This window comes from Rathayibacter sp. VKM Ac-2929 (genome assembly GCF_022815495.1).
Lineage (GTDB): Bacteria > Actinomycetota > Actinomycetes > Actinomycetales > Microbacteriaceae > Rathayibacter > Rathayibacter festucae.
Genome location: NZ_JALGRV010000004.1, coordinates 641,380 through 662,480, shown reverse-complemented (window position 1 = coordinate 662,480; position 21,101 = coordinate 641,380). Strand labels below are relative to the sequence as shown.

Genomic DNA, 21,101 nt, shown 5'->3' with positions numbered 1-21,101 from the left:
GGCTGCCCTGCTGGCGACGGTGGGTCTCGATACGCCCCTCCGGGGCTACTCGACCAGCATGTGTGCGAGCGCCTCTGCCAAGGAGATACGCCCCTCCGGGCTGCTCGACCGGCAACAACGGACGCCCCACCGGCAGCGGCTGCGCAGGTGCTCAGAATCGTTGATGTGGCGACGTTCCGGCCGTCCTGTCGCGCCAGAGCGGCCCTTCCCGCCATCCGCTCCCAGGTCTGCTCCGAATCATGCGTACACATCAACCTCACGACCGGAGCCCGCATGCTCGCCACCGCCACCGCGTCCGCCACTGCCCCCACTGCCGGCACCGCTGCCGCCCGCCGCTCGCGCGCCGTCCTCGCGCCCGCGCTTCCGCTGCTCCCGCCCGACTCCGATCGGATGCTCGTCATCCGCTCGGCCTCGGGCGACGACCGCGCGTTCGCCGAGATCGTCCGCCGGCACACCTCTCTGCTGCGCGCGACGGCGCTGCGCATCCTCCGCGCCTCGAGCGAGGCGGACGACGTGGTGCAGGAGACGTTCCTCGCCGCCTGGACGCACATGGACAGCGTGATCGACGGCGAGACGATCGTCGGCTGGCTGCTGACCACGGCGCGCCGGCGCTGCTACGACCGGCTGCGCTCGAGCGACCACCAGAACCACGCCGAGCTGGAGCAGGACCTGCCCGAGTCGCTCGACCACTGCCCGACCGCGGTGTCGGAGCGGGCGGCGCTCGTCGCCGAGGCGCGCGCCGTGCTCGGCCGGATGCCGGAGCTGCAGCGCCGCTGCTGGGAGCTCCGTCAGCTGCAGCAGCGCAGCTACGACGACATCGGCGCCGAGCTCGGCGTCAGCGCGACCGTGGTCCGCGGGCAGCTCTCCCGAGCCCGCCTGCTGATGGAGGCGACGCTCGCGCACTGGCGCTGAGGCTCCGCAGCGCACCCCGTGGGCGGTCGAACCGTCGCGGACGGCTCTCGCCGACGTGCTGAGAGAGCCGTTCGTGACGGGTCGATCGGCGGATCGCCGCGACTTCAGGGGTGGGCGCACTCGGCTCCGGACGGACTCGGTGGTTAGCGTGGAGGGCATGGAACCCAGCTTCGGAGCCCTGCTCACCGGTCTCGTGATCAACCTCTTCTGGTTCGCGCTCGTCCTCGTCGCGGTCTACTTCGTCGTCCGATCGGCGGTGACGAGCGCGCTGCGGCGGGCCGGAGTCATCACTCCGGCGAGCGCCGCCGCCCTCGATCGCGAGGACGAGGCGCACCGCCGCGCGATCGACGACGAGCGGCGTCCGGAGGCCTGAGCCCGGCGCACCTTAGCCCGGCGCGCCCGAGCCCGGCGCACGTGAGCGCGGCGCAGGTGAGCCGAGCACACCGCCGCGGCCTCAGCTCCCGAGGATCGCGAGCACCGTCGACAGGATCCCGCAGACCGCGCCGGTGCCGAGCAGGATCAGGCCCGTCAGCCGCAGCGCCCGCACCGGATCCGCGCGCCGGTGCAGCCGGATCCGCTCCGGGTCCTCCTCGCGGTAGTAGACCTCGCGCTGGTCAGAGCCGACCGGCGTCAGCGGGTCGTCGGCGGTGAGCGGCCGCGAGCGCACCTCGCCCGCACGGGTGACCCAGTGCAGCGCGCGCGGCGGACCGTCCTCGAGGTAGGCGGTCGTCGTCGACCACCGCCCGTCGATCAGCAGCCCCACGAACGCCGCGAACAGGAACAGCAGCCCCAGCGGGAGCGTGATGAGGGAGAGCGCCTCCAGGATCGTCTCCAGCACCGGTCGCCTCCCTCTCGGATCCGCTGACGAGCGTACCGGGCGACGGTGGCACAGACGGTGGCGCAGACCCACCACCAGCGCAGCGGTCTCGCGAGCCGCCGGACCGCCGCGAACCCGACGACGGGCGTGATCAGGACGGGCAGCCACGCGCCGAGCACGGCCCACTGCACCGCGGGCGACAGCACGCGCAGGTCCTACCAGCCGTCGATGCCCGGGTCGATCGCGGACGCGGTGCCCAGGAGCACGAACGGCACCAGCACTGCGGCGAGTGCCGCGTGCACGAGGCCCCAGGCGCCGACCGCCAGGCGTGCGTAGCCGAGATCGAGCGCTGCGGTGGGGGTCGTCACCGGGGAAGGCTACCCGGCGCGACGCCGTCCGCTCCCGGTCGAAGCGCTTCCGTACACTGGCCCGGGCGCCGCGCGGACGGCGGCACGAGCTGCGGGGGTGGCGGGGACGGATGGCGACGGCGGGTGGCGCACGGCACGGACGGCTGAGGCCGCGCTCGGGACCGCGGACTCTGCTCCGCGGCGCTGCGGCCGCCGTCGCGGTCCTCGCCGTGAGCGGGGCCTGCCTGGTCGGGATCGCGACCGCGAGCATCACGAGCAACGTCGCGGGCAACGCGGTCGACCTCGGGATCGCGCCCTCCGCGCAGCCGCGGGCTGCACAGCTGGGCGCGATCGAGGGCGGCTTCAACGTCCTCATCGTGGGCACCGACAACGACGCGGTGCAGGGCGACGCCTTCGGGGTCCGCGACGGCACGCTCAACGACGTCACGATCCTGCTGCACGTCTCCGCCGATCACCGCAGCGCCACGGTGATCAGCTTCCCGCGCGACCTCGTCCTGGACCGCCCGGCCTGCACCGATCCGGAGACCGGCGAGGTCACGGAGGCGACCGCCGACGTCCCGTTGAACTCCGCGTTCGAGGCCGGCGGGCTCTCCTGCGTCAACGACACGGTGCAGCAGTTCACCGGCCTGACCGTGCCGTACGCGGGGTGGGTCTCCTTCAACGGCGTGATCGAGATGAGCAACGCCGTCGGGGGAGTGCCGATCTGCCTCACCGGGCCGATCCGCGACACCGACTCCGGGCTCGACCTCCCCGCCGGCACGAGCACCGTCTCGGGAGCGACCGCGCTCGCGTTCCTCCGCACCCGGCACGGCGTCGGCGACGAGAGCGACCTCAGCCGGATCTCCTCGCAGCAGCAGTACCTGGCCTCGCTGATGCGCACGGTCCGCTCGGCCGACACGCTGTCGAACGTGCCCGCGCTCTACGGACTCGCGCAGGCGGTGTCCTCGAACGTGCACCTCTCCACCACGCTGACGAACCCGTCGACGATGATCTCGCTCGCGCTGGCCCTCAAGGACGTCGACCTCGCGCAGATGGTGTTCGTGCAGTACCCGGCGCTGGACGACCCGGACCGGCCGGGCAAGGTCGTGCCGGACACGGTGCTCGGCGGCGAGCTGATGGCGAAGGTTCTGAACGACGAGCCGGTCGTGCTCGCGTCGACTCCCGCGGAGGAGCAGCCCGCGCCGCCGGTCGAGGGGGGCACCTCCGCTCCTGCGCCGACCGACCCCGCCGCCGCGGAGCCCGCTCCGGAACCGCTCGACGCCCCCGGGCAGACCGCCGCCGAGGAGACCTGCGCTGTCCCGTCGGAGTGACGCACGGAACCGGCCACGGGCGGGCCCTCAGGCCGTCGCGTCCGCGCCGGCCTGACGCACGTTCCGGACCACACGGGCCGGGGCGCCGACGACGACCGCTCCCGCCGGGACGTCCTTCGTGACGACCGCGGCGGCGGCGATCACCGCGTCGTCGCCGACCGTGACGCCGGCGAGCAGGACGGCTTTCGCGCCGATCCAGACGTTGGAGCCGACGACGATCGGGGCGGGGTGCAGGTCGCCGCGTCGCGCCGGATCGAGGTCGTGGTTCAGGGTCGCGAAGACGACGTCGTGCCCGATGAGGCAGTCGTCGCCGAGCGTGATGCCGCCCTGGTCCTGGAAAGCGCAGCCGGAGTTGATGAAGACCCGGGCGCCGATCCGGAGGTTGCGGCCGAAGTCGGCGCGCAGCGGCGGGAACAGGGTCACCGACTCGTCGATCGGCCGGCCGGTCAGCTCCGCCAGCAGCTCGCGCACGCGCTCCGGCGGGTGGTAGCCGCTGTTCAGCTCCCCGGTGATGCGCAGCGCCTCCTGGCTCGCCGCGTGCAGAACGGCGTGCAGCGGGGAGCCGCCCTCGATCGTCCGCCGCGCGTCGAACGCGGCGATCAGGTCGTCCAGGTCCATGTCCAGGTCCAGGTCCGGGTCCGGGTCCATGTCGTCGTCCTCTCCTCGGGTCCGCCCAGGCTAGGAGCGCCGGGCGCACGGCTGGGACTCCCTGCCGGGGCACCCCTGCCGCGGGTCGGCCCGCCGTCAGCCGTCACTTCTCCATGAGGCGTCCCGGAACGGTCGAGACGTCCCGCCGGAACGGGCTGCCTCGACCGCTCGGGGACGCCTCGCGCGTCACGCCCCGACGCCGCGGGGGAGACTCCGCTCGAGGAGGGTGGCCCGGCGGGCGGCCAGGGCGAGTGCGAGCAGCACGGCGGCGATGACGGGGAGCGGCAGGACGACCCGGGCGGCCGGCACGTCCGTGAGCACCGTCGCGCCGAGGGCGTCGACGGCGGTCAGCAGCGCCGACAAGCCGACCAGCAGGAGGACCGACATCACGGCCGCCACCCGACCGCGCCAGGGCATGACCGCGAGGACCCCGAGCGCCGCCACCGGCCCCGCCGTCGACAGATCGGGACCGAGCCAGCCGGCCGCCGCAGCGACGAGCGCGATGCTCAACTCTGTGGCGGAGGCGAGCAGGGCGGTGACCCGAGCGGCGCCGGTCCGGGCGGCGAGGGCGAGGCCGAGGGCGATCGCGAAGAGCGCCCCGGCGAGGAAGGAGGGGTTGGTGAACGGTCCGATCGCACCGGGGTAGCTGACGCCGGGGGACCAGTTGACGACGGCGTAGAAGGCGAAGAACGCCGTGGCGAGCGCGAGGGGGACGATCGTCGACGGGGAGCGCCCGGGAGCGGATCGGAGGCGGTGGCGCAGACCGCCGACCGCGAGGGTGGTCCGCTGCCCGATGCCCGGGCCGCGGTGTCCGCGGTCGTCGGCCTCGTCGAGCAGGATCCCCAGCAGGACCTCGCCGTGCTCGTCGCGCCAGGCGGCCGGGTACCAGCGCAGCGCGCGGCGGAAGCGGTCGGTGCGCCGCGCGTCCTCGTTCGTCGTCATGCCGTTCTCCTTCGTCGAGTGGTCGGGTCAGAACGCGGCGGACGGCGAGAGCCCGAGGTTGATCCGCGCCCGCACGGCGCTCGCCTCCATCCGGGCGACCTCGGCGCCGAGTGCGGATCGGCCGCTGTCCGTCAGCCGGAAGTAGCGGCGCACGCGGCCGGTGACCCGCTCGTCGCCGTCGGGGGCGATGAGGCCCGCCGACCCCAGCCGCTCGAGCGCCGCGTAGAGCGTGGTCACCCGCAGCCGCACGCGGCCCTCCGACTGCTCCTCGATCTCCTGCAGCAGCGCGTAGCCGTGGCGGCGCCCGAGAGCGAGCGCGGTCAGGATCCAGAAGGTCGTCTCTCGCATCTCCTCGGGCACGGGCGACACCATACTTCAACGGCAGGAGTATCGGGCGGCCGTCAGTAGCGCCGGTCGTCTCCCGGAGCGGGCGAGGCCGCGAGGAACGCGCCGCGCTCCTCGAGCAGCCGGCGCAGGTGGCGCGCCAGGACGAGCCGCTCGGCGACCCGGCCGAGGATGCCGAAGGGGGCGCGGAAGGCGAGTCGGTCGGTCATCACCGAGCCGCTGCCGTCCGGCTCGAAGCGGTGCTCGTGCCGGAAGGAGCGGAACGGGCCGCGGGTCTGCTCGTCCGTGAAGGAGTGCGGCGCGTCGAAGGCGGTGATCCGGCTGGTCAGCCGCAGGCGGACGCCGAAGTGCCGGGCCTGCCAGGTCACCTCCTCGCCGAGGCCGATGCGGCCGCTGACGACTCCGCCGACGGCCCGCTCACCGGCCGCGGCCTGCGACTCCGTGTGCAGGTCGATGCTCCGCGCGCGGTCGAACAGGTCCTCGACCGACCGCTCCGAGCGGGTGACGACCTCGACCGACGCGACCATGACTCGATCATGGCGCAGTGCCGGCATGGCGCAGTGCCCTCATGGCGCACTGCCGTGATGGCGCGCGGCTCGGCACCGACGCGCTCGCCCGGCCCGGACGGTCAGCCCGTCGGGACCACCGGGACGAGGAAGCCGCCGGGGACGTCGACGTCCGGCTCCCGGTACTCGTCGGGGAGGGTGAAGTCCGCGGTCCCGATCGAGGAGACGGTGAAGACGTCGGCGTCCCTCGTGCCGACGAGGAAGAGCGAGTACACCCGGGTGCCGTCCTCGAGGGTGCGCACCAGGCCGCCGGGGGAGGTCGACCGCTCGCCCTGGCGGGAGAGGACGACCGTGTCGCCGGGCGTGCTCGCGAGAGCCGCCGGGTCGATCCCGGCCGTCGGGACGCCGTCGCGGCAGTCCGTGCCGAAGCCGGTGTCGATGACCGATTCGCAGAAGCGCGTCTCGCCGTCGGGGCTCACGTGCAGGTCGCCCGTGGCTCCGACGAGCACCGGCTCCGGCTCCGAGGAGCACCCGGAGAGCAGCAGAGCGACCGCGGAAACGACCGCCAGTGCGCCGCACGTCCCGCGCACGATCGAGCTCCGACGGTCAGTGGAAGTTCATCGTGGACGGCGACGGCGCCTTCCACGCCTCCGTCCGGTAGGCGTGCGGATCGTGCGGCGCCCGCGGCGGCTCGCCGAAGGGGTCGACCGGCAGCTCGGCCGGAGTCCTCGAGACAGCGCTCCGCAGCGCTGCGGCGACGGATCGGAGGCGATGGATCACGGCTTTCACGGCGTTCACGGCGTTCTCCCGTTCTCTGGTGAGGGCTGACGACCACTGTCGACGCTACCGCGACCCCGCGACATCGCGCTCGTCGACTTTCCGCGTCTCAGCGGCGCGGCCGCTCTCCGCGGCGAGTCCCCCCGACGCGGGCGGGTCAGCCGCCTGTGAGCGCCTCGGCGACCGACGCGTGGATCGCGTCGTAGTCCGGGTCCTCGGGGTCGACCGCCGGGGGTGTCAGCTCGACCGAGCCGATCGGCTGCGAGCGGGTCCGGAGCGCGAGCTGCAGGAAACCGCCCAGCGCGCCCTGCGGGATGTCCGTGCGGACGACGCGCGCGCCGGCGTCCGCGATCCCCTGGAACTGCAGCAGCACGTTCACCGGGGAGAGGCGGGCGAGGATCGCGCCCTGCACCTCGCGCTGGCGGACCATCCGGTCGTAGTCGCCGCCGGCCGAGCCGTAGCGGGAGCGGGCGTAGGCCAGCGCGTTGCTGCCGTCGAGGTGGTGCTCCCCGGGGGCGAGCCAGGCGTTCACGCCGACCAGCTCGCCGGTGGTCTCGTCGAGGACGCCGCCGAAGGGGAGGTCGCCGTCGCCGGTGTAGTCGACGTCGATGCCGCCGAGCGCGTCGATCAGGCTCGCGAAGCCCTGCATGTCGACGAAGGCGTAGTACTGGATCGGCAGCCCCAGCGCGCCCTCGACGGCGTCGCGCGTCGCCTCGATGCCGGGGGAGCTGCCGTCGGCCACCGCGTCCGGGTAGAGCTCGGGGCTCTTCAGCTCGACCTCCGTGTGGATGGAGTTGAGCATGCAGGGATCGACCGCACAGCCCTTCCACGGATAGCCGTCCGGATAGAGCTCGTGCATCGGCGAGTCCTCGGGGAAGGGCGTCCACCGGAGGTTCCGCGGCAGCCCGATGACCGTCGCCGCTCCGGTCGCCGTGTCGATCGAGGCGACGGAGATGCTGTCCGGGCGGAGTCCCGCGCGGTCCTCGCCGGCGTCGCCGCCCAGGAGCAGGACGTTGTAGCGGCCGTCGACGGGCGCGGCCACCGGCCCGTCGCCGAACACCGTCGACAGAAGTCCACGGGAGATCCCGACGAGGTGCCCGCCGTAACCCGCAGACCCGACCGAGACGAGCAGCGCGAGCACCGTCGCCACCCCGAGCGCGACGCGGGCGCGCGGCCGGAGCTTGACGAGCCGGGTCAGCCTGAGCGTGTCGAGGGTGAGCACGAGCCAGAGCGCGGCGCAGGCGAACAGGACGACCTGCAGGACGGCCAGCGTCCCGTCGAGCGCGGCGACCGAGAAGACGAGCGACGGGACGACGAGGAGTGCCAGCAGCAGCAGGACGACGACCGCCCACAGCAGCAGGGTCGCGGCGAGACCGATCCGGCCGAGACGCCGCGAGCCGGCGAGCACCTGCGCGGACCCGGGGATCAGCAGGCCGAGCCCGAGCAGCCACCAGGCGCGGCGGGTCATCACCGCCCGCGACGAGGTGTCCGGGTCCCGCAGCGGCGTCCGCCTGCGGACACCGTCCTTCACCACTGCACTGCGCACGTCGCCTCCCCGGAACCGACCACCCACGGTAGGGCCTGCGCGCCGCCCGGGCGGACGGCGACGCGCGGCGCTCGACCGCCGAATCGCACGGAGGCCGGGGTCAGCTCCGGTCCGGGTAGTCGCCCGCCTCGAGGTCCGCGAGCAGGCTCGGGTGGGTCGGCGCCCAGCCGTAGGTGCTGCGGGTCCAGGCGCTCGACGCGGGCTGGTCCATCGCGAAGATCTCGCCGAGGGGTCCGAACGTCTCCGCCGGCACCTGCTCGACCGGCAGGCCGAGGCGCCGCCCGATGACCGTGGCGATCGCGAGCATCGTGTCGCCCTCGTCGGCGACGGCGTTCACGGCCGTCCCCGCCTCGCCCCGCTCGATCATCAGGCGGAACAGCGACGCCGCGTCACGACGGTGCACGGCCGGCCAGCGCTGGCCGCCGTCGCCGACGTAGGCGGAGACCCCGGAGCGCTGCGCGGCCTGGATGAGGAGGCCGGCGAAGCCGTAGGCGACGTCGCGCTCGTGCACCGACCGGGGGAGCCGGACGGCGGTCGTCCGGACGCCCTGCTCCGCCAGACCCAGGACCCGCGCGGCGTTGGCGCCGCGGCCGCCGACCGGGCCGGTGGTGGTCAGCGGATCGTGCTCGGTCGCGACGGCACCCGCGGAGAAGGTCGTGCCCGAGACGAGGGAGAACGGCTTGCCGGTGCCGACGAGCGCGGCGCCGATCACGTCCATCGCCGCGCCCTCCTCCGCGATGCTGCGCTCGAGGTCGGAGAAGTCGTTGCTGAAGGCGAGGTGGATCGCGCCGTCGGCGGCACGGGCGGCCTCCGCCAGCAGTTCCAGGTCGGCGAGCTCGCCGCGGAGGGGCTCGCCGCCGGCGTCGAGGACCCGGCGGACGGCCGACTCCGACCGGGCGAGACCGAGCACCTCGTGGCCGTGGGCGACGAGATCCTCGGTGACGGCGAGGCCGATGGCGCCCGGGGCGCCGGTGAGGAGGATGCGCATGGGAGGACTCCTTCTGAGTGATGGGATCGATGTCCCATCACTGTAGCCCCGTGATGGGACGCGTGTCGCGTCACGGTAGGATCTCCCCATGCCACGCTGGGAACCCGATGCCCGCGAGCGGTTCGTCTCCGCCGCTCTGCACCTGTTCACTGAGCAGGGCTACGACGAGACCACCGTGGCGCAGATCGCCGACCGGGCCGGGCTGACCCGGAGCACGTTCTTCCGGCACTTCCCCGACAAGCGCGACGTGCTCGCCGCCGGTCAGGAGACGCTCTCGGCGCTGCTCGCGCAGGGGGTGCGCGAGGCTCCGGCCGGGGCGACGCCGATGCAGGCGGTCGCCGCCGGTCTGGTGTCGGCGTCCGGCGCGATGACGCCCTTCAACCGTGAGCTCGGGCCGCGGCTCGAGGCGGTGATCGCCACCAGCGCCGAGCTGCAGCAGCGGGCTCTGCTGAAGAAGGTCGGGATGGCGACGGCGATGGCGGACGCCCTTCGCGAGCGCGGGGTCGCCCCGGCGGTCGCCGATGCCGCCGCCGAGCTCGGGGTGCTCGCCTTCAAGGAGTCGTTCGCCGAGTGGTCCGAGGGCCGGGACGGCGAGCTGCCGGCCCTCGCCACCGCCGCGCTCGACCGCCTGCGGGAGGCGCTGACGCAGCTCGGCTGAACCCGCGCCGTCAGCCGGTCCGCTCCCAGCGGTCCCGGCCGCTCCGGCGCCACTGCTGGCGGGGCCCGTCCGATTCCCGGGCGGTGTCCGTCAGCCGCAGTGTGCTGTCCGGAGCCCAGCCGGCGATCACGGAGGCGTAGCCGTCGTCGACCGGGATCAGCCGGGTCGCGCTCGAGAGGTAGCCGAGCACGGTGAGGTGCACGGCGTCCCACTCGGCGGCGACGCGCTGCCAGTCCGGGATCAGCCAGCGGCCCTCCCAGCCGGTCACCTGGTACCAGTCGTGCCGGCGGGAGGCGGTGACCTCGGCCGGGAAGGCGCGGCAGAGCTCGGCCCAGTCCTCGGCGCCGCCGATCTCGAGCGTGCGGCCCGCGCCGCTCACCGGGATCACGGTCGCGGCGTCGAGACCGGCGGAGTCCTCGACCAGCTCGAGCAGGTCCTCGATCCGGGACTGCGTGCGCAGCAGCCGCAGGGGGAGCGACCACCACGAGCCGGAGAAGCTCGCGCGCGGGTCGGCCGGGCGCTCCCGCGCGGACTGCTCCTCGTCGGCGCGGCGGGCGGCGGACCACTCGTCCAGGAGCGCGGCGGCGCCGGTCGGGAGCGGCCGGGCGGTGTCGGGGCGCCAGTCGACGGCCCACTGAGTCCGGGTGGCGGGGCTCGTCCACGTCGCCGCGTCCGGGGAAGCGAGCACGCGCTCGGCGACGGGAAGCAGCGCGGCGCGGAGCTCCGGCAGTGCGGCGAGGACGTCCTCGGCGTCGGGCTCCTGCCAGGAGTACGCCGTGTCGACGCTCCTGCGGAACGCGGCGCGGACGGCGTCGTCCTCCGCCGGGGTCGGCGGGAGTGCCGCGAACATCGCGGCGAGGCCGTCGGGAGTGGGGACCGGCAGATCGCGAGCGTCCGCGCCGTCCTCGGAGGCGTACAGCAGGACCGACTCCCCGCGACCGCCCGCGGCGTGCGCGAGCAGGAACGCCGCTGTGCGCAGCTCGGGGTCCGCCGCCGTCGCGTACTCCCAGCAGAGGCGGCGCCCCCGGGGCCCGCTGAGGAGGACGTCGGCTGCAGCACTCATGCCTCCACTATGCCCGGCGGCGGCGCCGAGGCGTCCCCGAACGGTCGAGGCGCCCCCGAACGGTCGAGGCGTCCCGGCGCAGGTGGACGTCTCGACGGTGCGAGGACGCCTCGACTGCCGCCGGTGCGGGCGTCAGGCGTCGGGGTTCATCCAGAAGGGGGAGTAGTGGTAGCCGTCGGGGTCGTCGAACTGGCGCTGGTACATGAAGGGGTACTCGTCGGTGTCGCCGATGCGGCCGCCCGCGGCGCCGGCGCGCTCGGTGAGCTCGTCGACGGCCTCACGACTGCCGAGGTCGAAGGAGACGGTGATCTTGGACGGGGTGTCCGGGCCGCCGATCAGCTCCTCGGAGCCGCCGACGCTCGCGTACATCTCGCGGCTGCTGAGCATCAGGTACTGATCCGGCGCGATCGCGAAGCAGGCGACGTTCTCGTTCGACATCGCCTCGTTCCGGCTCCAGCCGAGGGCGGTGTAGAAGGCGGTGGCGCGCTCGACGCTCGCGACGGGGCAGGAGAGGTAGAGGCTCATGCGGGCAACACTGCCCAGAAGTGCGCGGCACGACAAGAGGCCGGGGAGGATCCGCGCCCGGAGCGTCCGCCGGGCGTCTGCCAGAGTGCTGGCATGCCCTCTCCGCAGACCCTGACCGAGGAGGACCGCCGGCTCGTCGCCGCCTGGGCCGCCGACTGCGCCGAGCGGGTCCTGCCGCTCTTCGAGGCAGAGGCTCCCGACGACGACCGGGCCCGGGACGGGATCGCCCGGGCACGCGCCTTCGCCCGCGGCGAGCTGAGCGCGGCCGGGGAGATCCGGCGCCGCTTCGAGGCGGGCCGGGCGTCGCAGTCGGCGACGTCGCCCGCGGCGAAGGCGGCGGCCTGGTCGGCGGGGCAGGCCTCCGGAGTCGCGCACCTCGGCGCGCACGCGCTCGGCGCCGGGGCGTTCGCGGCGAAGGCGGCCGAGCTGGCCGACCCGGGCCGCGGCGGCGCGGCCGAGATCGACCGGCAGCTGGCGGGGATGAGCGCCCCGGTGCGGACGGCCCTGGCGCGCCTGCCGCTGCTCGGCGAAGACCCGTCCGGTCCGCTCGGGCCGGGACTCCTGGCCTCCGGCGCGCTCGGCGCGTTCATCCGTACGCTGCAGGCGGCGCTCGCCGCGGGGGAGCAGGGCGGCGAGCAGTAGCCCGGGCTCAGCAGCGCCGGACTCAGGCCTCGGGCAGCCGCACCGCGACGCGGAGCCCGCCCTCGTGTCGTGCGGTGAGGTCCAGCTCGCCGCCGTGAGCGCGGACGATGCTCGCCGCGATGGCGAGGCCGAGGCCCGTCCCCGCGTGCTCGGAGCGGACCCGCGCGGCTCCGCGCTGGAACGGCTCCGTCAGCGCGGGAAGGGACAGCGGATCGAGGTGCGCCCCGGAGTTCTCGAGCACGAGGACGGCGGAGCCCGCGTCGACGCTCGTGTCGAGCCGCACCCAGCCGCCCGACGGCAGATTGTGCACGATCGCGTTGTGCAGCAGGTTGACGCTCAACTGCTGCAGCAGCGCCGGCGAGCCCGACGTGCGGGACACGCCACCGGCGGTCTCCAGGGCGACGCCGCCCCGCTCGGCGAGGGGCAGCAGCGTCTCGACCGCCTCCTCCGCCAGGAGCGACAGGTCCACGCTCTCGCGGGCGAAGGAGCGCTGATCCGCGCGGCCGAGCAGCAGCAGCGCCTCGACGAGCTCGATCGCCCTCGTGTTCACGCTCCCGAGGCGGGCGACCAGCGCGTCGACGTCGCGGTCCGGATCGTCGCGCGCCACCTCGAGGAGCGTCCGCGTGATCGCGAGCGGGGTGCGCAGCTCGTGCGAGGCGTTCGCCGCGAACCGCCGCTGCTCCGCGTCGTGCGCCTCGATCCGCTCGAGCATGGCGTCGAAGCCGTCGGCGATTTCGCGGAACTCGTCCCGCCGGCCCTCGAGCGCGATCCGGTGCGAGAGGTCACCGGCCGCGGCGAGTCGGGTGGCTCGGGTGATCCGCCGCAGCGGGGCGAGCATCCGGCCGGCCAGGAACCAGCCGCCGACCATTCCGAAGAGCAGCAGGAGCGCCAGGGCGGCGGCGGCGGCGGGCGTGAAGGCGCGGAGCAGGTCGTCGCGCCCGGGGCGGAAGCCGCCGGTGCCGTCGCCGGCGACCACCGCCTCCGCGGGGATGTAGCGCAGCAGGAACAGCCAGACGACGGTGAGCAGGAGCCCGCCGGCGAGCAGCAGGAAGCCGGCGTAGCTGAGGGTCAGCCGGACGCGGGCGGTGATGCCGGGCGGCCTAGCCACGGATGCCGTCGCCGCTCTCGTCGCCGGCATCGTCCGTGAGGATGCGGTAGCCGACTCCGGGCAGCGTGCCGATCAGCCACGGCTCGCCGAGGCGCTTGCGGAGGGCGGAGATCGTGATGCGGACCGCGTTCGTGAACGGATCCGCGTTCTCGTCCCAGGCCCGCTCGAGCAGCTCCTCGGCGCTGATCGTGCCGCCCTCGGCGCCCATCAAGACCTCCAGCACCGCGAACTGCTTGCGGGTGAGCGCGACGTAGCGCCCGTCGCGGTGCACCTCGCGCCGGAACGGGTCCAGGCGCAGCCCCGCGATCTCGCGCACCGGCGGGCGGCTGCGCGCGCGTCGGCGGTCCAGGGCCCGGAGGCGCAGGATGAGCTCGCGCAGCTCGAACGGCTTCGTCAGGTAGTCGTCGGCGCCCAGCTCGAAGCCCGACGCCTTGTCGTCCAGCCGGTCGGCGGCGGTGAGCATCAGGATCGGGACGCCGCTCCCGGACGCGACGATCGCGGCGGCGACCTCGTCGCCCGACGGGCCCGGGATGTCCCGGTCGAGGACGACGAGGTCGTAGGCGGTGAGTCCCAGCAGCTCCAGCGCGGTGTCACCGTCGCCGGCGAGGTCGGCGGCGATCGCCTCGAGGCGGAGCCCGTCGCGGATCGCCTCCGCCATCAGGGGCTCGTCCTCGACCACCAGAACACGCATGCGGTCGATGCTACGAGCCGCGGTGTATCGCGGGCGTCTCGGAAAAGCCCTACGCCCCCGCAACACCCTCCGCGGTGGAGTGGTCCCCGCACCGCCGATCCGAACGGCGGCCGCAGAAGGGATCGACCATGAGGCAGCACCACCAGCGAACCCGGGCCCGCGCCGGCGTCCTCCTCCTCGTCGCGGCACTCGGCCTCACCGGCTGCACTGCCGCCGATCAGGTCTCGGGCGGCCTCGCCGGCCTCACCACCGTGTCCGGCGACACCGGCCGCTCCGTCGAGGACGGCTACCTCGGCGTCGGCGACTCCGTCTCGATCCACGACGACCACCTGCCGGTCATCGCGAACCTCGACCCCGCGCTGCGGGCGGCCGTCGAGGCGGCGGTCGACGCGATGGCGGCCGACGGCGTCGACACGGTCGTCACGTCCGGCTGGCGGAGCGCCGCGTACCAGCAGGCACTCCTCGATGACGCCGTGCAGGAGTACGGCAGCCTCGAGGAGGCCCGGAAGTGGGTGAGCACCCCCGAGCTGTCGGCGCACGTGACCGGCGACGCGATCGACATCGGCTACACCGACGCGGACAGCTGGCTCAGCCAGCACGGCGCCGACTACGGCCTCTGCCAGACCTACGGCAACGAGATGTGGCACTTCGAGCTGGCGACCGAGCCCGGCGGCGACTGCCCGCCGCAGAAGGAGAACGCGTCGGAGTGACGCTCGGACGATGGTGGATCTCGATGCGCCCACCGCAGAGGCGTCGGGCCTGCAGGCTCTCGTGCCGGCGCCGGCGGGTCTCGATACGCCCGCTGCGCGGACAACTCGATCAGCAGGAAGGTCGGCGGCTCCGCAGGACGGCCGAGAGGAGGACCAGGGCGGCGGCGGCCAGCGCCCACGGACCGGTGAAGACGAGTGCGCGCTCGATCGGACGCCAGAGCGGGGCGACGAGTCCGCCGAGGAGCAGGCCGGCCGCGCCGCCGACGAGGGCGTTCGCGACGACCTGCGCGGCCAGGCGCCCTCCGCTGCTCATCCAGACGCGCTCGATCAGGCGGTCCAGCAGGTACGTCGCGGCGCCGACCGGCAGGCTCGCCACCGCCGCGCAGACGGCGAGCCCGCCGAGGGCGAGGAGGACGAAGCCCGGGTCGGCCGACAGGGGAGTGGCCGCGGTCCCGTTCGCGCTGTCGACGAGCGCCCCGATCGCGAGCGGCACGAGCGCCAGCATCGCGCCCAGCACGGCGCGGACGGCGTGCTCGCGCCCGCGAGCTCCGGGCGCGCGGCCGGCCGAGCCTCCGGGTCCCGCGCCGCTCACGAGCACCTCCGTGTCGCCGGCACCGAGGAGACCGCCGGGGCGAGGGCGGCGAGGATCTCGCGACCACCGGACAGGCCGGCGTCCAGCACGACCTCGACCACGGGGTCCCGGCCGTAGCTCGTCGCGACGACGACGGCCGCGTCGCTGTCGTCGATCGTCCAGTCGACGTCGCGCTCGGTGATGCACGCGGCGGAGGGGCCGGGGTCCGGGACTCCGCAGCGCAGCAGGACCTGGGCCGGCTCGCCCCAGGCCCCCGTGCCCTGGGCGTCCGTCTCCCGCTCGGCCAGACCGACGACGTCGGAGGGGAGCCGCGTCACGATCGCCGCGCAGCCGACCGCCGCCGCGGTCGGGGCGGCCTGCATCGGAACGGTGCCCGTGCAGCCGGCCGCCGCGAGGGCGAGCAGCACGACCATCGGCAGCGCGCGGCGGAATCGGGCGGCGGAGGAGGGCACCCGGCGATCCTGTCAGTCCTCCGCGGTCCGCCGCCGCACGCCGCCGTCGAGCACGCGGTCGAGCCAGTCGCGCAGCAGCTCCCGCTCGGCGGGCCGCAGGTCGGCGAGCCGCGGCGAAAGGGCGCGGACGGCGACGACGGCGGCGAGTGGCGCGTCGTCCGCGGCAGGCGGCTGCTCGGTCAGGATCCCGGCGAGCACCGCCTCGAACGCGGCGTCGGCGAGACCCGCGTCGCGCTCGGCCGCGGGGGAGGAGAGCAGGGTCGTCACGACGCCGGTCCCCGCCGTCTGGATCAGCCCGGCGGCGCGCTCCTCGGGGACGCGGAGGCGACCGGCGGCCGCGACCCGGTGGACCCGCGCCGCGAGAACCCGCCTCCCCGACGTCGCCGCCGGTGAGGCCGCCGCGCGGGCCGGGTCGCTGAGCAGGCGGAAGAGTGCGGGATTCGCGAGGCCGAACTCGATCTGCGCCGCCCAGCCGGCGCGGAGATCCTCGATCGGGTCGACGTCGCCGGCCGCGGCCTCCTCGACGACGGCCGACTTCTCGGCGACCCAGCTGCTCAGCACGTGCTCGGCCACCGCCTCGAGCAGGCCGTCCTTGTCGCCGAAGAGGCGGTAGATCGCCGGAGCCTGCAGGCCGGCCGCCTCCGCGACGCCGCGGGTGGTGACGGCCGATGGGCCGGCCTCGCGCAGGAGGCGGGCCGCCGCGTCGACGATGCGGGCTCGGGTGTCCGTGGGGGGCGCGGTCATGGATCGACGATATCGCACTCTTGCTATCGCTGGCATTCCAGGGTTATCGTTCGAGCAGTATCACCGATACCTCGGTGGTCTCCTCTCGAAAGGCCCTCCATGATCATCGTCACCGGCGCCACCGGAGCGCTCAACGGCGCCACCGTCGACCACCTCCTCGACTCCCTGCCCGCCTCCGAGATCGTCGTCGTCGCGCGGGACACCGCGAAGGCCGCGCGCTTCGCCGACCGGGGTGTCGCGCTGCGGCGCGGTGACTACGCCGACTCCGCGTCCCTGCCCGGTGCGTTCGCGGGCGCCGACCAGCTGCTGCTCGTCTCCTCGAACGACCCGGGAGCCGATGCGCCGGCCCTGCACCGCGCCGCGGTCGAGGCCGCCGTCGAGGCCGGGGTCGGCCGCATCCTCTACACCAGCCACCAGGGCGCCTCGCCGGACACCCCCTTCGGGCCGGGCCGAGATCACGCCGCGACCGAGCAGCTGCTGGCGGAGTCGGGAGTCGCCTGGACCTCGCTGCGGAACGGCTTCTACGCCCACAGCCTCGCGTTCTTCCTCGGCGACTGGCGCTCGACCGGCGTCATCGAGGTGCCGTCCGACGGCCCCGTCTCGTGGACGGCGCGGGAGGACGCCGCGGAGGCCGCCGCTCTCCTCCTGCTCGCGGACGAGGCGCACGACGGACCGGTCACCCTCACCGCCCTCGAGGCGCCGACCTTCGCGGAGGTCGCGGAGCTCGCCGCGGACGTCGCGGGGCGGCCGATCGAGTTCCGGATCCTCGGCGACGACGAGTGGCTCGCGCGCCGCGTCGCCGCCGGGCAGCCGGAGCCGCAGGCGCGCTTCCTGCTCGGCATGCACCAGGCGGCGGCGGCCGGCTTCTTCGCGGGGACGGACCCGACGCTCGCGAGCCTGCTGGGGCGCGAGCCGCGCACGGTCCGGGAGCTGCTGGCCGCGGGCGACGGGCGCTGACCGGCCCGCGAACGTCCGGCTCGTCGGAACCGCCTCGGCTCGTGGAACCCGCGTGCTCCGACGAGCCGGAGCACGTTCTGCGAGCCCGAGCTCGGCGGTCAGCGCTCCTCGGCGAGCGGGATCCGGGATCCGCGTCGGCACAGGGCGGGCACGAGGCCGGCGCCTCCCGGGCCGTGCACCGCTCGTTCTCCCGCCGTTGGCCGGGCGGCGCTAGCGTGCCGCCCATGGCGGAGCGAGAGACGGTGCGCACGTCCGCGGCGAACGTGCGGAGCGGACAGGGATCGCCGCGCGGGGTGCTGTTCGCCGCCGCGCTCCTGCTCGGGGCGGCGCTGCTGCAGCTGCAGGCCTCGCTGCAGCGCTGGGTCATCGCGAGCGAGGGCTGGACGGCGACGGACCGGTCGGTCGAGGACCATCTCTTCGACTACATGATCCCCGCGGATCCGTGGGAGCCCCTCGGCACGGCGGCGCAGGTGCACGGCGCGGGCCTGTTGCTCGTCGCGATCGCCCTGCCGGTGTCGGCGCGGGCGATCGGCGGGGGCGCGCTCCTTCGCCTGACGGCGCTCCTGGTCGCCGGCGTCCTCGGGCTGAACGGGCTGCACGGAGTGCTGTCGGGACTGATCGGCGCCCCCACTCCGCTCCAGCTCCCCTTCCTGCAGATGATGCTCGGGCTGGTGCCCGTCGTCGGCCTCGGAGCCCTCGCCGCGAAGGCGCACCGGAGGTCGGTGTCGGCGGCGCTGGCGTACGCCTGCCTGCTCGGCAGCACCCTCCCGGGACTGCTGGTCGCGACCTCCGTCGTCGCGCCCGCGATCACCGGCTACCAGTCCTTCGACACGACCCCGTGGACGGAGACCGTCGTCGCGGCGACCGTCGCCGCGGCGGGCTGCGCGATGCTCAGCGCCGCGGCCGTTCTGGCGTTGCGCGGTCGCACGCGGCGGGGAGGCGCCTGACTCCGAGTCACCCTCCGTCCGAACGGCGAGGCGTCCCGGTGCGGTCGAGGCGTCCACGCGGAGCAGGACGCCTCGACGGCGGCGGGACGTCTCGCCGGCAGAGCGCCGGCCGCGTCAGCGGGGCGGCCGGTGCTCGCGCGGGCTGGCGCCGTGGTGGCGGCGGTAGGCGGCGGCGAAGGCGGCGGGCGTCGCGTAGCCGCAGGCCGCGGCGATCGCCGCCACGGGTGCGTCGGAGCGGCGCAGCAGGTCTCGGCCGTGCTCCATCCGCAGGGCGGTGAGGTACCGCATCGGCGTCGAACCGGTCGAGGCGGAGAAGCGGCGCAGGAAGTGGAAGGGGCTGAGGTGCACCAGCGCGGCGAGCTCGTCGAGGGTCACCGGGTCGGCGAGCCGGGCCGCGAGGTGGTCGGTCATCAGGGCGAGCTGCGTGCGGGAGAGCCCGGCGGTGCCCGGTGTGGGCTCCGGCAGGGAGAGCAGGTGCGCGACCAGCGCCGTGCCCACCGCGTCGGCGAGCAGGGACGGCGCTCCGGCCCACGCGGCGCGGGCGAGCTCGAGCATCGCGGAGCGGACGAAGTCGTCGCCGACCGCGAGGAAGTCGAGCCGGTCGGCGGACGCCCCGGGGACGCCCGCCAGTACCCCGGCGACCAGCGGCGCGGCGACGGTGACGTGCAGCGACCGGAACGTCTCGGAGCTCGTGCTGCGCCATGCCGCACGGATCTCGCGCCCCGGCGCGGTCGCGGCCGAGCGTCCCGGCGCCGCGTGCCCGTGCGCCCAGCGGCCGTGCGGGCGGGCGCTCTCGACCAGGTAGGAGCCGGCGGTCACCAGGATCAGCTGCAGCGCGTCGGTCGCCGGCGCGGTCACCTCGTGGTCGTGCGGGTCGACCACCTCGCGCACCGCGACGCCGGTCCAGCCCGGGACCGGGCCGAGCGGACCCTCCGCCGCGTCGCTCACTGCGGCGTGCCGAAGGCCCGCACCGAGACGTCGTCCCACTCGCGCCAGGTGCGCAGGCGCTCGGCGTAGAGCTCCTCGATCGCGGGCAGCACCGTCCCCAGGATGAGCCGCGCCGGCGGCTCCTCCGCGTCGACGAGCTGCAGGATCGCGGCACTCGTCGCCGAGGGGTCACCCACGGAGAAGTCCGGCCCGTCCGCGTGCACCGCCGCGTACTCGGGCAGCTCGGCGCTCCGGCGCGAGCCGCGTGCGAGCCAGTCGGTGGCGTAGGGGCCGGGCTCGACGCAGGTGATCCGGACGCCGAAGCCCGCCACCTCCTGCCGCAGCGACTCGCTCAGCCCCTCGAGCGCCCACTTCGACGCGTGGTACGCGCCGATGCCGGGAAAGGCGCGCACGCCGCCCTCGCTGGTGACCTGCAGCAGCCGGCCCCGGGAGCGGCGCAGCGCCGGGAGCGCGGCCTGGGTCACCCAGAGCGCGCCGCAGAAGTTGGTCTCCAGCTGCTCGCGGATCTCGCGCTCGGTCAGCTCCTCGACCATGCCGAAGTGGCCGTACCCGGCGTTGTTACCCACGATGTCGATCCCGCCGAAGTGCCGCTCCGCGCGGTCGACCGCGTCGAGCACCCCGTCGCGGTCGGTCACGTCCAGCGCGAGCGGGAGCAGGCGGTCGGGGAAGCTCTCGGCGAGGTCGTCGAGGCTGCGGGGGTCGCGGGCCGTGGCCGCGACGCGGTCGCCGCGCTCGAGCGCCGCCTCGGCCCAGAGCCGGCCGAAGCCGCTGGACGTGCCGGTCAGGAACCAGGTTCTCGGAGTCGTCATGCCGCCACTCTCCCCGGCTCGCGCTCCTTCCGGTAGCGAATGATCGGCACCGCGGGCATTCCTCGATGGACTGCCGCCCGCATACTGGAGCGGTGACCCTCGACGTGCCCCCGCAGCTGCTCCGCGCGCTGGTCGCCGTGCTGCGCACCGGCTCCTTCACCGGCGCCTCCGAGCAGACCGGCTTCACCCAGTCCGCCGTCTCGAAGCAGATCGCCGCGCTCGAGGAGGCGGTCGGCGCGCCGCTCTTCCAGCGCGGGCCGCGCGGCGTCGTGCCCACCCCGGCAGCCCTCGGCCTCGCCCGGCACGCCGCGGCGATCCTGGACCACCTCGACACCGCGGCCCGCGAGATCGCCGACCTCGATCGTCCGATGCTCGGCCGGGTGAGCCTCGGCGCCTTCGCGACCGCCGCGATGCACCTCGCGCCCGAGACGATCGCCCGGGTGACCCGCGCGCACCCGGCGATCGACGTCGTCCTGGTCGAGTCCTCGACACCCGTCCAGCTACGACGGCTGCGCACGGGGCGCCTCGACCTCGCGGTCGTCGCGGTCGGCTCCGAGCCCGACGGCGCCGAGCCCGACGGCTACGGCCTCGAGGGCATCGACACGGAGGTGCTGCCGGCCGCGTCGCTGCACGTCGCCGTCGGCGAGCGGCACCCGTGGGCGCACGCGCGGGAGCTGAGCGTCGACGATCTCGCGGGCGCGGACTGGGTGGTCGGCCGCGGCGCGCGGGGCGAGCCGCAGTTCGGCGCGTGGCCGGCGCTCGCGCTGCCGCGGGTGGTCGCCGAGATCGACAGCTGGAGCAGCCGCCTCGCCTTCGTCGCCGCAGGCCTGGGCGTCACGACCGTTCCCGCGCTCGCGATCGCCGGCCTGCCGCGCGCCGTCGTCGCCGTGCCGGTGGCGGGACCGCGCTGGGCGGGCCGCTCGCTCCGGGTCGCCTGGTCCGGCGAGCTCGACCCCGCCGCCCGCCTCGTCCGCTCGGCCCTGCACGCCGTCGCCGCCGACATCGCGGCCACCCACTCCGCCCCCCGCGAGATGCCACTTGTGAGCGCGACACGCCGGTAGAAGCGTGCACAAGTGGCATCTCGCGGAGGGGGAGA

At 74.9% G+C, this 21,101-nt stretch carries 28 protein-coding genes; 9 read left to right on the top strand and 19 right to left on the bottom strand.

Going from position 1 to position 21,101, the window contains the following annotated elements:
- Positions 1 to 273 precede the first annotated feature (273 nt).
- The gene (locus MT355_RS15695; protein ID WP_243600264.1) at positions 274 to 912 is read left to right on the top strand and encodes an RNA polymerase sigma factor; all 639 of its coding nucleotides are present in this window, start codon (positions 274 to 276) and stop codon (positions 910 to 912) included.
- A 157-nt stretch (positions 913 to 1,069) separates the two neighbouring features.
- Positions 1,070 to 1,285, top strand: coding sequence for a hypothetical protein (locus MT355_RS15690; RefSeq protein WP_243600263.1), 216 nt, complete (start codon positions 1,070 to 1,072; stop codon positions 1,283 to 1,285).
- Between the two features lie 81 nt (positions 1,286 to 1,366).
- Here MT355_RS15690 and MT355_RS15685 read toward each other — a convergent pair whose 3' ends face one another.
- Together MT355_RS15685 and MT355_RS15680 are read right to left on the bottom strand one after the other, a co-directional pair.
- Positions 1,367 to 1,750: a hypothetical protein gene (locus MT355_RS15685; protein WP_243600262.1), complete on the bottom strand. Its 384-nt coding sequence runs from the start codon at positions 1,748 to 1,750 to the stop codon at positions 1,367 to 1,369.
- Positions 1,751 to 1,944: 194 nt separating this feature from the next.
- Entirely contained in the window at positions 1,945 to 2,097 is a 153-nt protein-coding gene (locus MT355_RS15680) for a hypothetical protein (protein ID WP_243600261.1), read from the bottom strand.
- A gap of 209 nt (positions 2,098 to 2,306) precedes the next feature.
- On the opposite strand from MT355_RS15680, the gene MT355_RS15675 reads away from it, so the two are divergent.
- Positions 2,307 to 3,407, top strand: a complete 1,101-nt coding sequence (locus MT355_RS15675; protein ID WP_243600260.1) for an LCP family protein — start codon at positions 2,307 to 2,309, stop codon at positions 3,405 to 3,407.
- Between the two features lie 27 nt (positions 3,408 to 3,434).
- Here MT355_RS15675 and MT355_RS15670 read toward each other — a convergent pair whose 3' ends face one another.
- The 8 genes from MT355_RS15670 to MT355_RS15635 form a co-directional block, all read right to left on the bottom strand.
- Entirely contained in the window at positions 3,435 to 4,025 is a 591-nt protein-coding gene (locus tag MT355_RS15670; protein WP_243600290.1) for a DapH/DapD/GlmU-related protein, read from the bottom strand.
- 216 nt (positions 4,026 to 4,241) lie between these two features.
- Entirely contained in the window at positions 4,242 to 4,997 is a 756-nt protein-coding gene (locus tag MT355_RS15665; protein ID WP_243600259.1) for a hypothetical protein, read from the bottom strand.
- A 27-nt stretch (positions 4,998 to 5,024) separates the two neighbouring features.
- Positions 5,025 to 5,357: a PadR family transcriptional regulator gene (locus tag MT355_RS15660; RefSeq protein WP_243600258.1), complete on the bottom strand. Its 333-nt coding sequence runs from the start codon at positions 5,355 to 5,357 to the stop codon at positions 5,025 to 5,027.
- Positions 5,358 to 5,398: 41 nt separating this feature from the next.
- The gene (locus MT355_RS15655) at positions 5,399 to 5,869 is read right to left on the bottom strand and encodes an SRPBCC family protein (RefSeq protein WP_243600257.1); all 471 of its coding nucleotides are present in this window, start codon (positions 5,867 to 5,869) and stop codon (positions 5,399 to 5,401) included.
- Positions 5,870 to 5,970: 101 nt separating this feature from the next.
- Complete coding sequence (locus MT355_RS15650) at positions 5,971 to 6,438, bottom strand: hypothetical protein (RefSeq protein WP_243600256.1); 468 nt, start codon at positions 6,436 to 6,438, stop codon at positions 5,971 to 5,973.
- Positions 6,439 to 6,454: 16 nt separating this feature from the next.
- Positions 6,455 to 6,646 carry a hypothetical protein gene (locus MT355_RS15645; protein WP_243600255.1) on the bottom strand — a complete coding sequence of 64 codons (192 nt, stop codon included), beginning with the start codon at positions 6,644 to 6,646 and terminating at the stop codon, positions 6,455 to 6,457.
- A 136-nt stretch (positions 6,647 to 6,782) separates the two neighbouring features.
- A complete protein-coding gene (locus tag MT355_RS15640; RefSeq protein ID WP_243600254.1) occupies positions 6,783 to 8,171 on the bottom strand; it encodes an LCP family protein in 1,389 nt (462 codons plus the stop codon).
- Between the two features lie 100 nt (positions 8,172 to 8,271).
- A complete protein-coding gene (locus MT355_RS15635) occupies positions 8,272 to 9,159 on the bottom strand; it encodes an NAD-dependent epimerase/dehydratase family protein (protein ID WP_243600253.1) in 888 nt (295 codons plus the stop codon).
- Between the two features lie 88 nt (positions 9,160 to 9,247).
- Here MT355_RS15635 and MT355_RS15630 point away from each other — a divergent pair, with 88 nt between their 5' ends.
- On the top strand, positions 9,248 to 9,817 hold the full coding sequence (locus MT355_RS15630) for a TetR/AcrR family transcriptional regulator (RefSeq protein ID WP_132437129.1): 570 nt from the start codon (positions 9,248 to 9,250) through the stop codon (positions 9,815 to 9,817).
- Between the two features lie 10 nt (positions 9,818 to 9,827).
- Here the strand turns inward: MT355_RS15630 and MT355_RS15625 are convergent, their stop codons facing one another.
- Both MT355_RS15625 and MT355_RS15620 read right to left on the bottom strand, forming a co-directional pair.
- Positions 9,828 to 10,880 (bottom strand): hypothetical protein, encoded by a 1,053-nt coding sequence (locus tag MT355_RS15625; RefSeq protein ID WP_243600252.1) that lies wholly within the window; start codon positions 10,878 to 10,880, stop codon positions 9,828 to 9,830.
- A 132-nt stretch (positions 10,881 to 11,012) separates the two neighbouring features.
- Positions 11,013 to 11,405, bottom strand: a complete 393-nt coding sequence (locus tag MT355_RS15620) for a VOC family protein (RefSeq protein WP_243600251.1) — start codon at positions 11,403 to 11,405, stop codon at positions 11,013 to 11,015.
- Between the two features lie 93 nt (positions 11,406 to 11,498).
- On the opposite strand from MT355_RS15620, the gene MT355_RS15615 reads away from it, so the two are divergent.
- Positions 11,499 to 12,047, top strand: coding sequence for a putative immunity protein (locus MT355_RS15615; protein ID WP_243600250.1), 549 nt, complete (start codon positions 11,499 to 11,501; stop codon positions 12,045 to 12,047).
- Positions 12,048 to 12,069: 22 nt separating this feature from the next.
- On the opposite strand, the gene MT355_RS15610 is transcribed toward MT355_RS15615, so the two are convergent.
- Together MT355_RS15610 and MT355_RS15605 are read right to left on the bottom strand one after the other, a co-directional pair.
- Positions 12,070 to 13,155: a HAMP domain-containing sensor histidine kinase gene (locus MT355_RS15610; protein ID WP_243600249.1), complete on the bottom strand. Its 1,086-nt coding sequence runs from the start codon at positions 13,153 to 13,155 to the stop codon at positions 12,070 to 12,072.
- Positions 13,148 to 13,846, bottom strand: coding sequence for a response regulator transcription factor (locus MT355_RS15605; protein WP_243600248.1), 699 nt, complete (start codon positions 13,844 to 13,846; stop codon positions 13,148 to 13,150). Before MT355_RS15605 ends, MT355_RS15610 begins: the two co-directional genes overlap by 8 nt.
- A gap of 128 nt (positions 13,847 to 13,974) precedes the next feature.
- Here MT355_RS15605 and MT355_RS15600 point away from each other — a divergent pair, with 128 nt between their 5' ends.
- Positions 13,975 to 14,556, top strand: a complete 582-nt coding sequence (locus MT355_RS15600; RefSeq protein ID WP_243600247.1) for a M15 family metallopeptidase — start codon at positions 13,975 to 13,977, stop codon at positions 14,554 to 14,556.
- 109 nt (positions 14,557 to 14,665) lie between these two features.
- On the opposite strand, the gene MT355_RS15595 is transcribed toward MT355_RS15600, so the two are convergent.
- Genes MT355_RS15595 through MT355_RS15585 form a run of 3 tightly spaced genes read right to left on the bottom strand, consistent with a single transcriptional unit; the run spans position 14,666 to position 16,344 of the window.
- Complete coding sequence (locus MT355_RS15595) at positions 14,666 to 15,148, bottom strand: hypothetical protein (RefSeq protein ID WP_243600246.1); 483 nt, start codon at positions 15,146 to 15,148, stop codon at positions 14,666 to 14,668.
- On the bottom strand, positions 15,145 to 15,600 hold the full coding sequence (locus MT355_RS15590) for a DUF3515 family protein (protein WP_243600245.1): 456 nt from the start codon (positions 15,598 to 15,600) through the stop codon (positions 15,145 to 15,147). The genes MT355_RS15595 and MT355_RS15590 overlap by 4 nt, the downstream gene beginning before the upstream one ends.
- 12 nt (positions 15,601 to 15,612) lie before the next feature.
- Complete coding sequence (locus MT355_RS15585) at positions 15,613 to 16,344, bottom strand: TetR/AcrR family transcriptional regulator (protein WP_243600244.1); 732 nt, start codon at positions 16,342 to 16,344, stop codon at positions 15,613 to 15,615.
- A gap of 99 nt (positions 16,345 to 16,443) precedes the next feature.
- Between MT355_RS15585 and MT355_RS15580 the strand changes: the two genes are divergently transcribed.
- Positions 16,444 to 17,301 (top strand): NAD(P)H-binding protein, encoded by an 858-nt coding sequence (locus MT355_RS15580; RefSeq protein WP_243600243.1) that lies wholly within the window; start codon positions 16,444 to 16,446, stop codon positions 17,299 to 17,301.
- Between the two features lie 224 nt (positions 17,302 to 17,525).
- A complete protein-coding gene (locus MT355_RS15575) occupies positions 17,526 to 18,248 on the top strand; it encodes a hypothetical protein (RefSeq protein ID WP_243600242.1) in 723 nt (240 codons plus the stop codon).
- Positions 18,249 to 18,362: 114 nt separating this feature from the next.
- Here MT355_RS15575 and MT355_RS21655 read toward each other — a convergent pair whose 3' ends face one another.
- Positions 18,363 to 19,196 (bottom strand): helix-turn-helix domain-containing protein, encoded by an 834-nt coding sequence (locus MT355_RS21655; RefSeq protein WP_243600241.1) that lies wholly within the window; start codon positions 19,194 to 19,196, stop codon positions 18,363 to 18,365.
- Complete coding sequence (locus MT355_RS15565) at positions 19,193 to 20,005, bottom strand: SDR family NAD(P)-dependent oxidoreductase (protein WP_243600240.1); 813 nt, start codon at positions 20,003 to 20,005, stop codon at positions 19,193 to 19,195. The genes MT355_RS21655 and MT355_RS15565 overlap by 4 nt, the downstream gene beginning before the upstream one ends.
- A gap of 92 nt (positions 20,006 to 20,097) precedes the next feature.
- On the opposite strand from MT355_RS15565, the gene MT355_RS15560 reads away from it, so the two are divergent.
- Positions 20,098 to 21,066, top strand: a complete 969-nt coding sequence (locus MT355_RS15560) for a LysR family transcriptional regulator (RefSeq protein WP_243600239.1) — start codon at positions 20,098 to 20,100, stop codon at positions 21,064 to 21,066.
- The last annotated feature ends 35 nt before the right edge of the window (positions 21,067 to 21,101 follow it).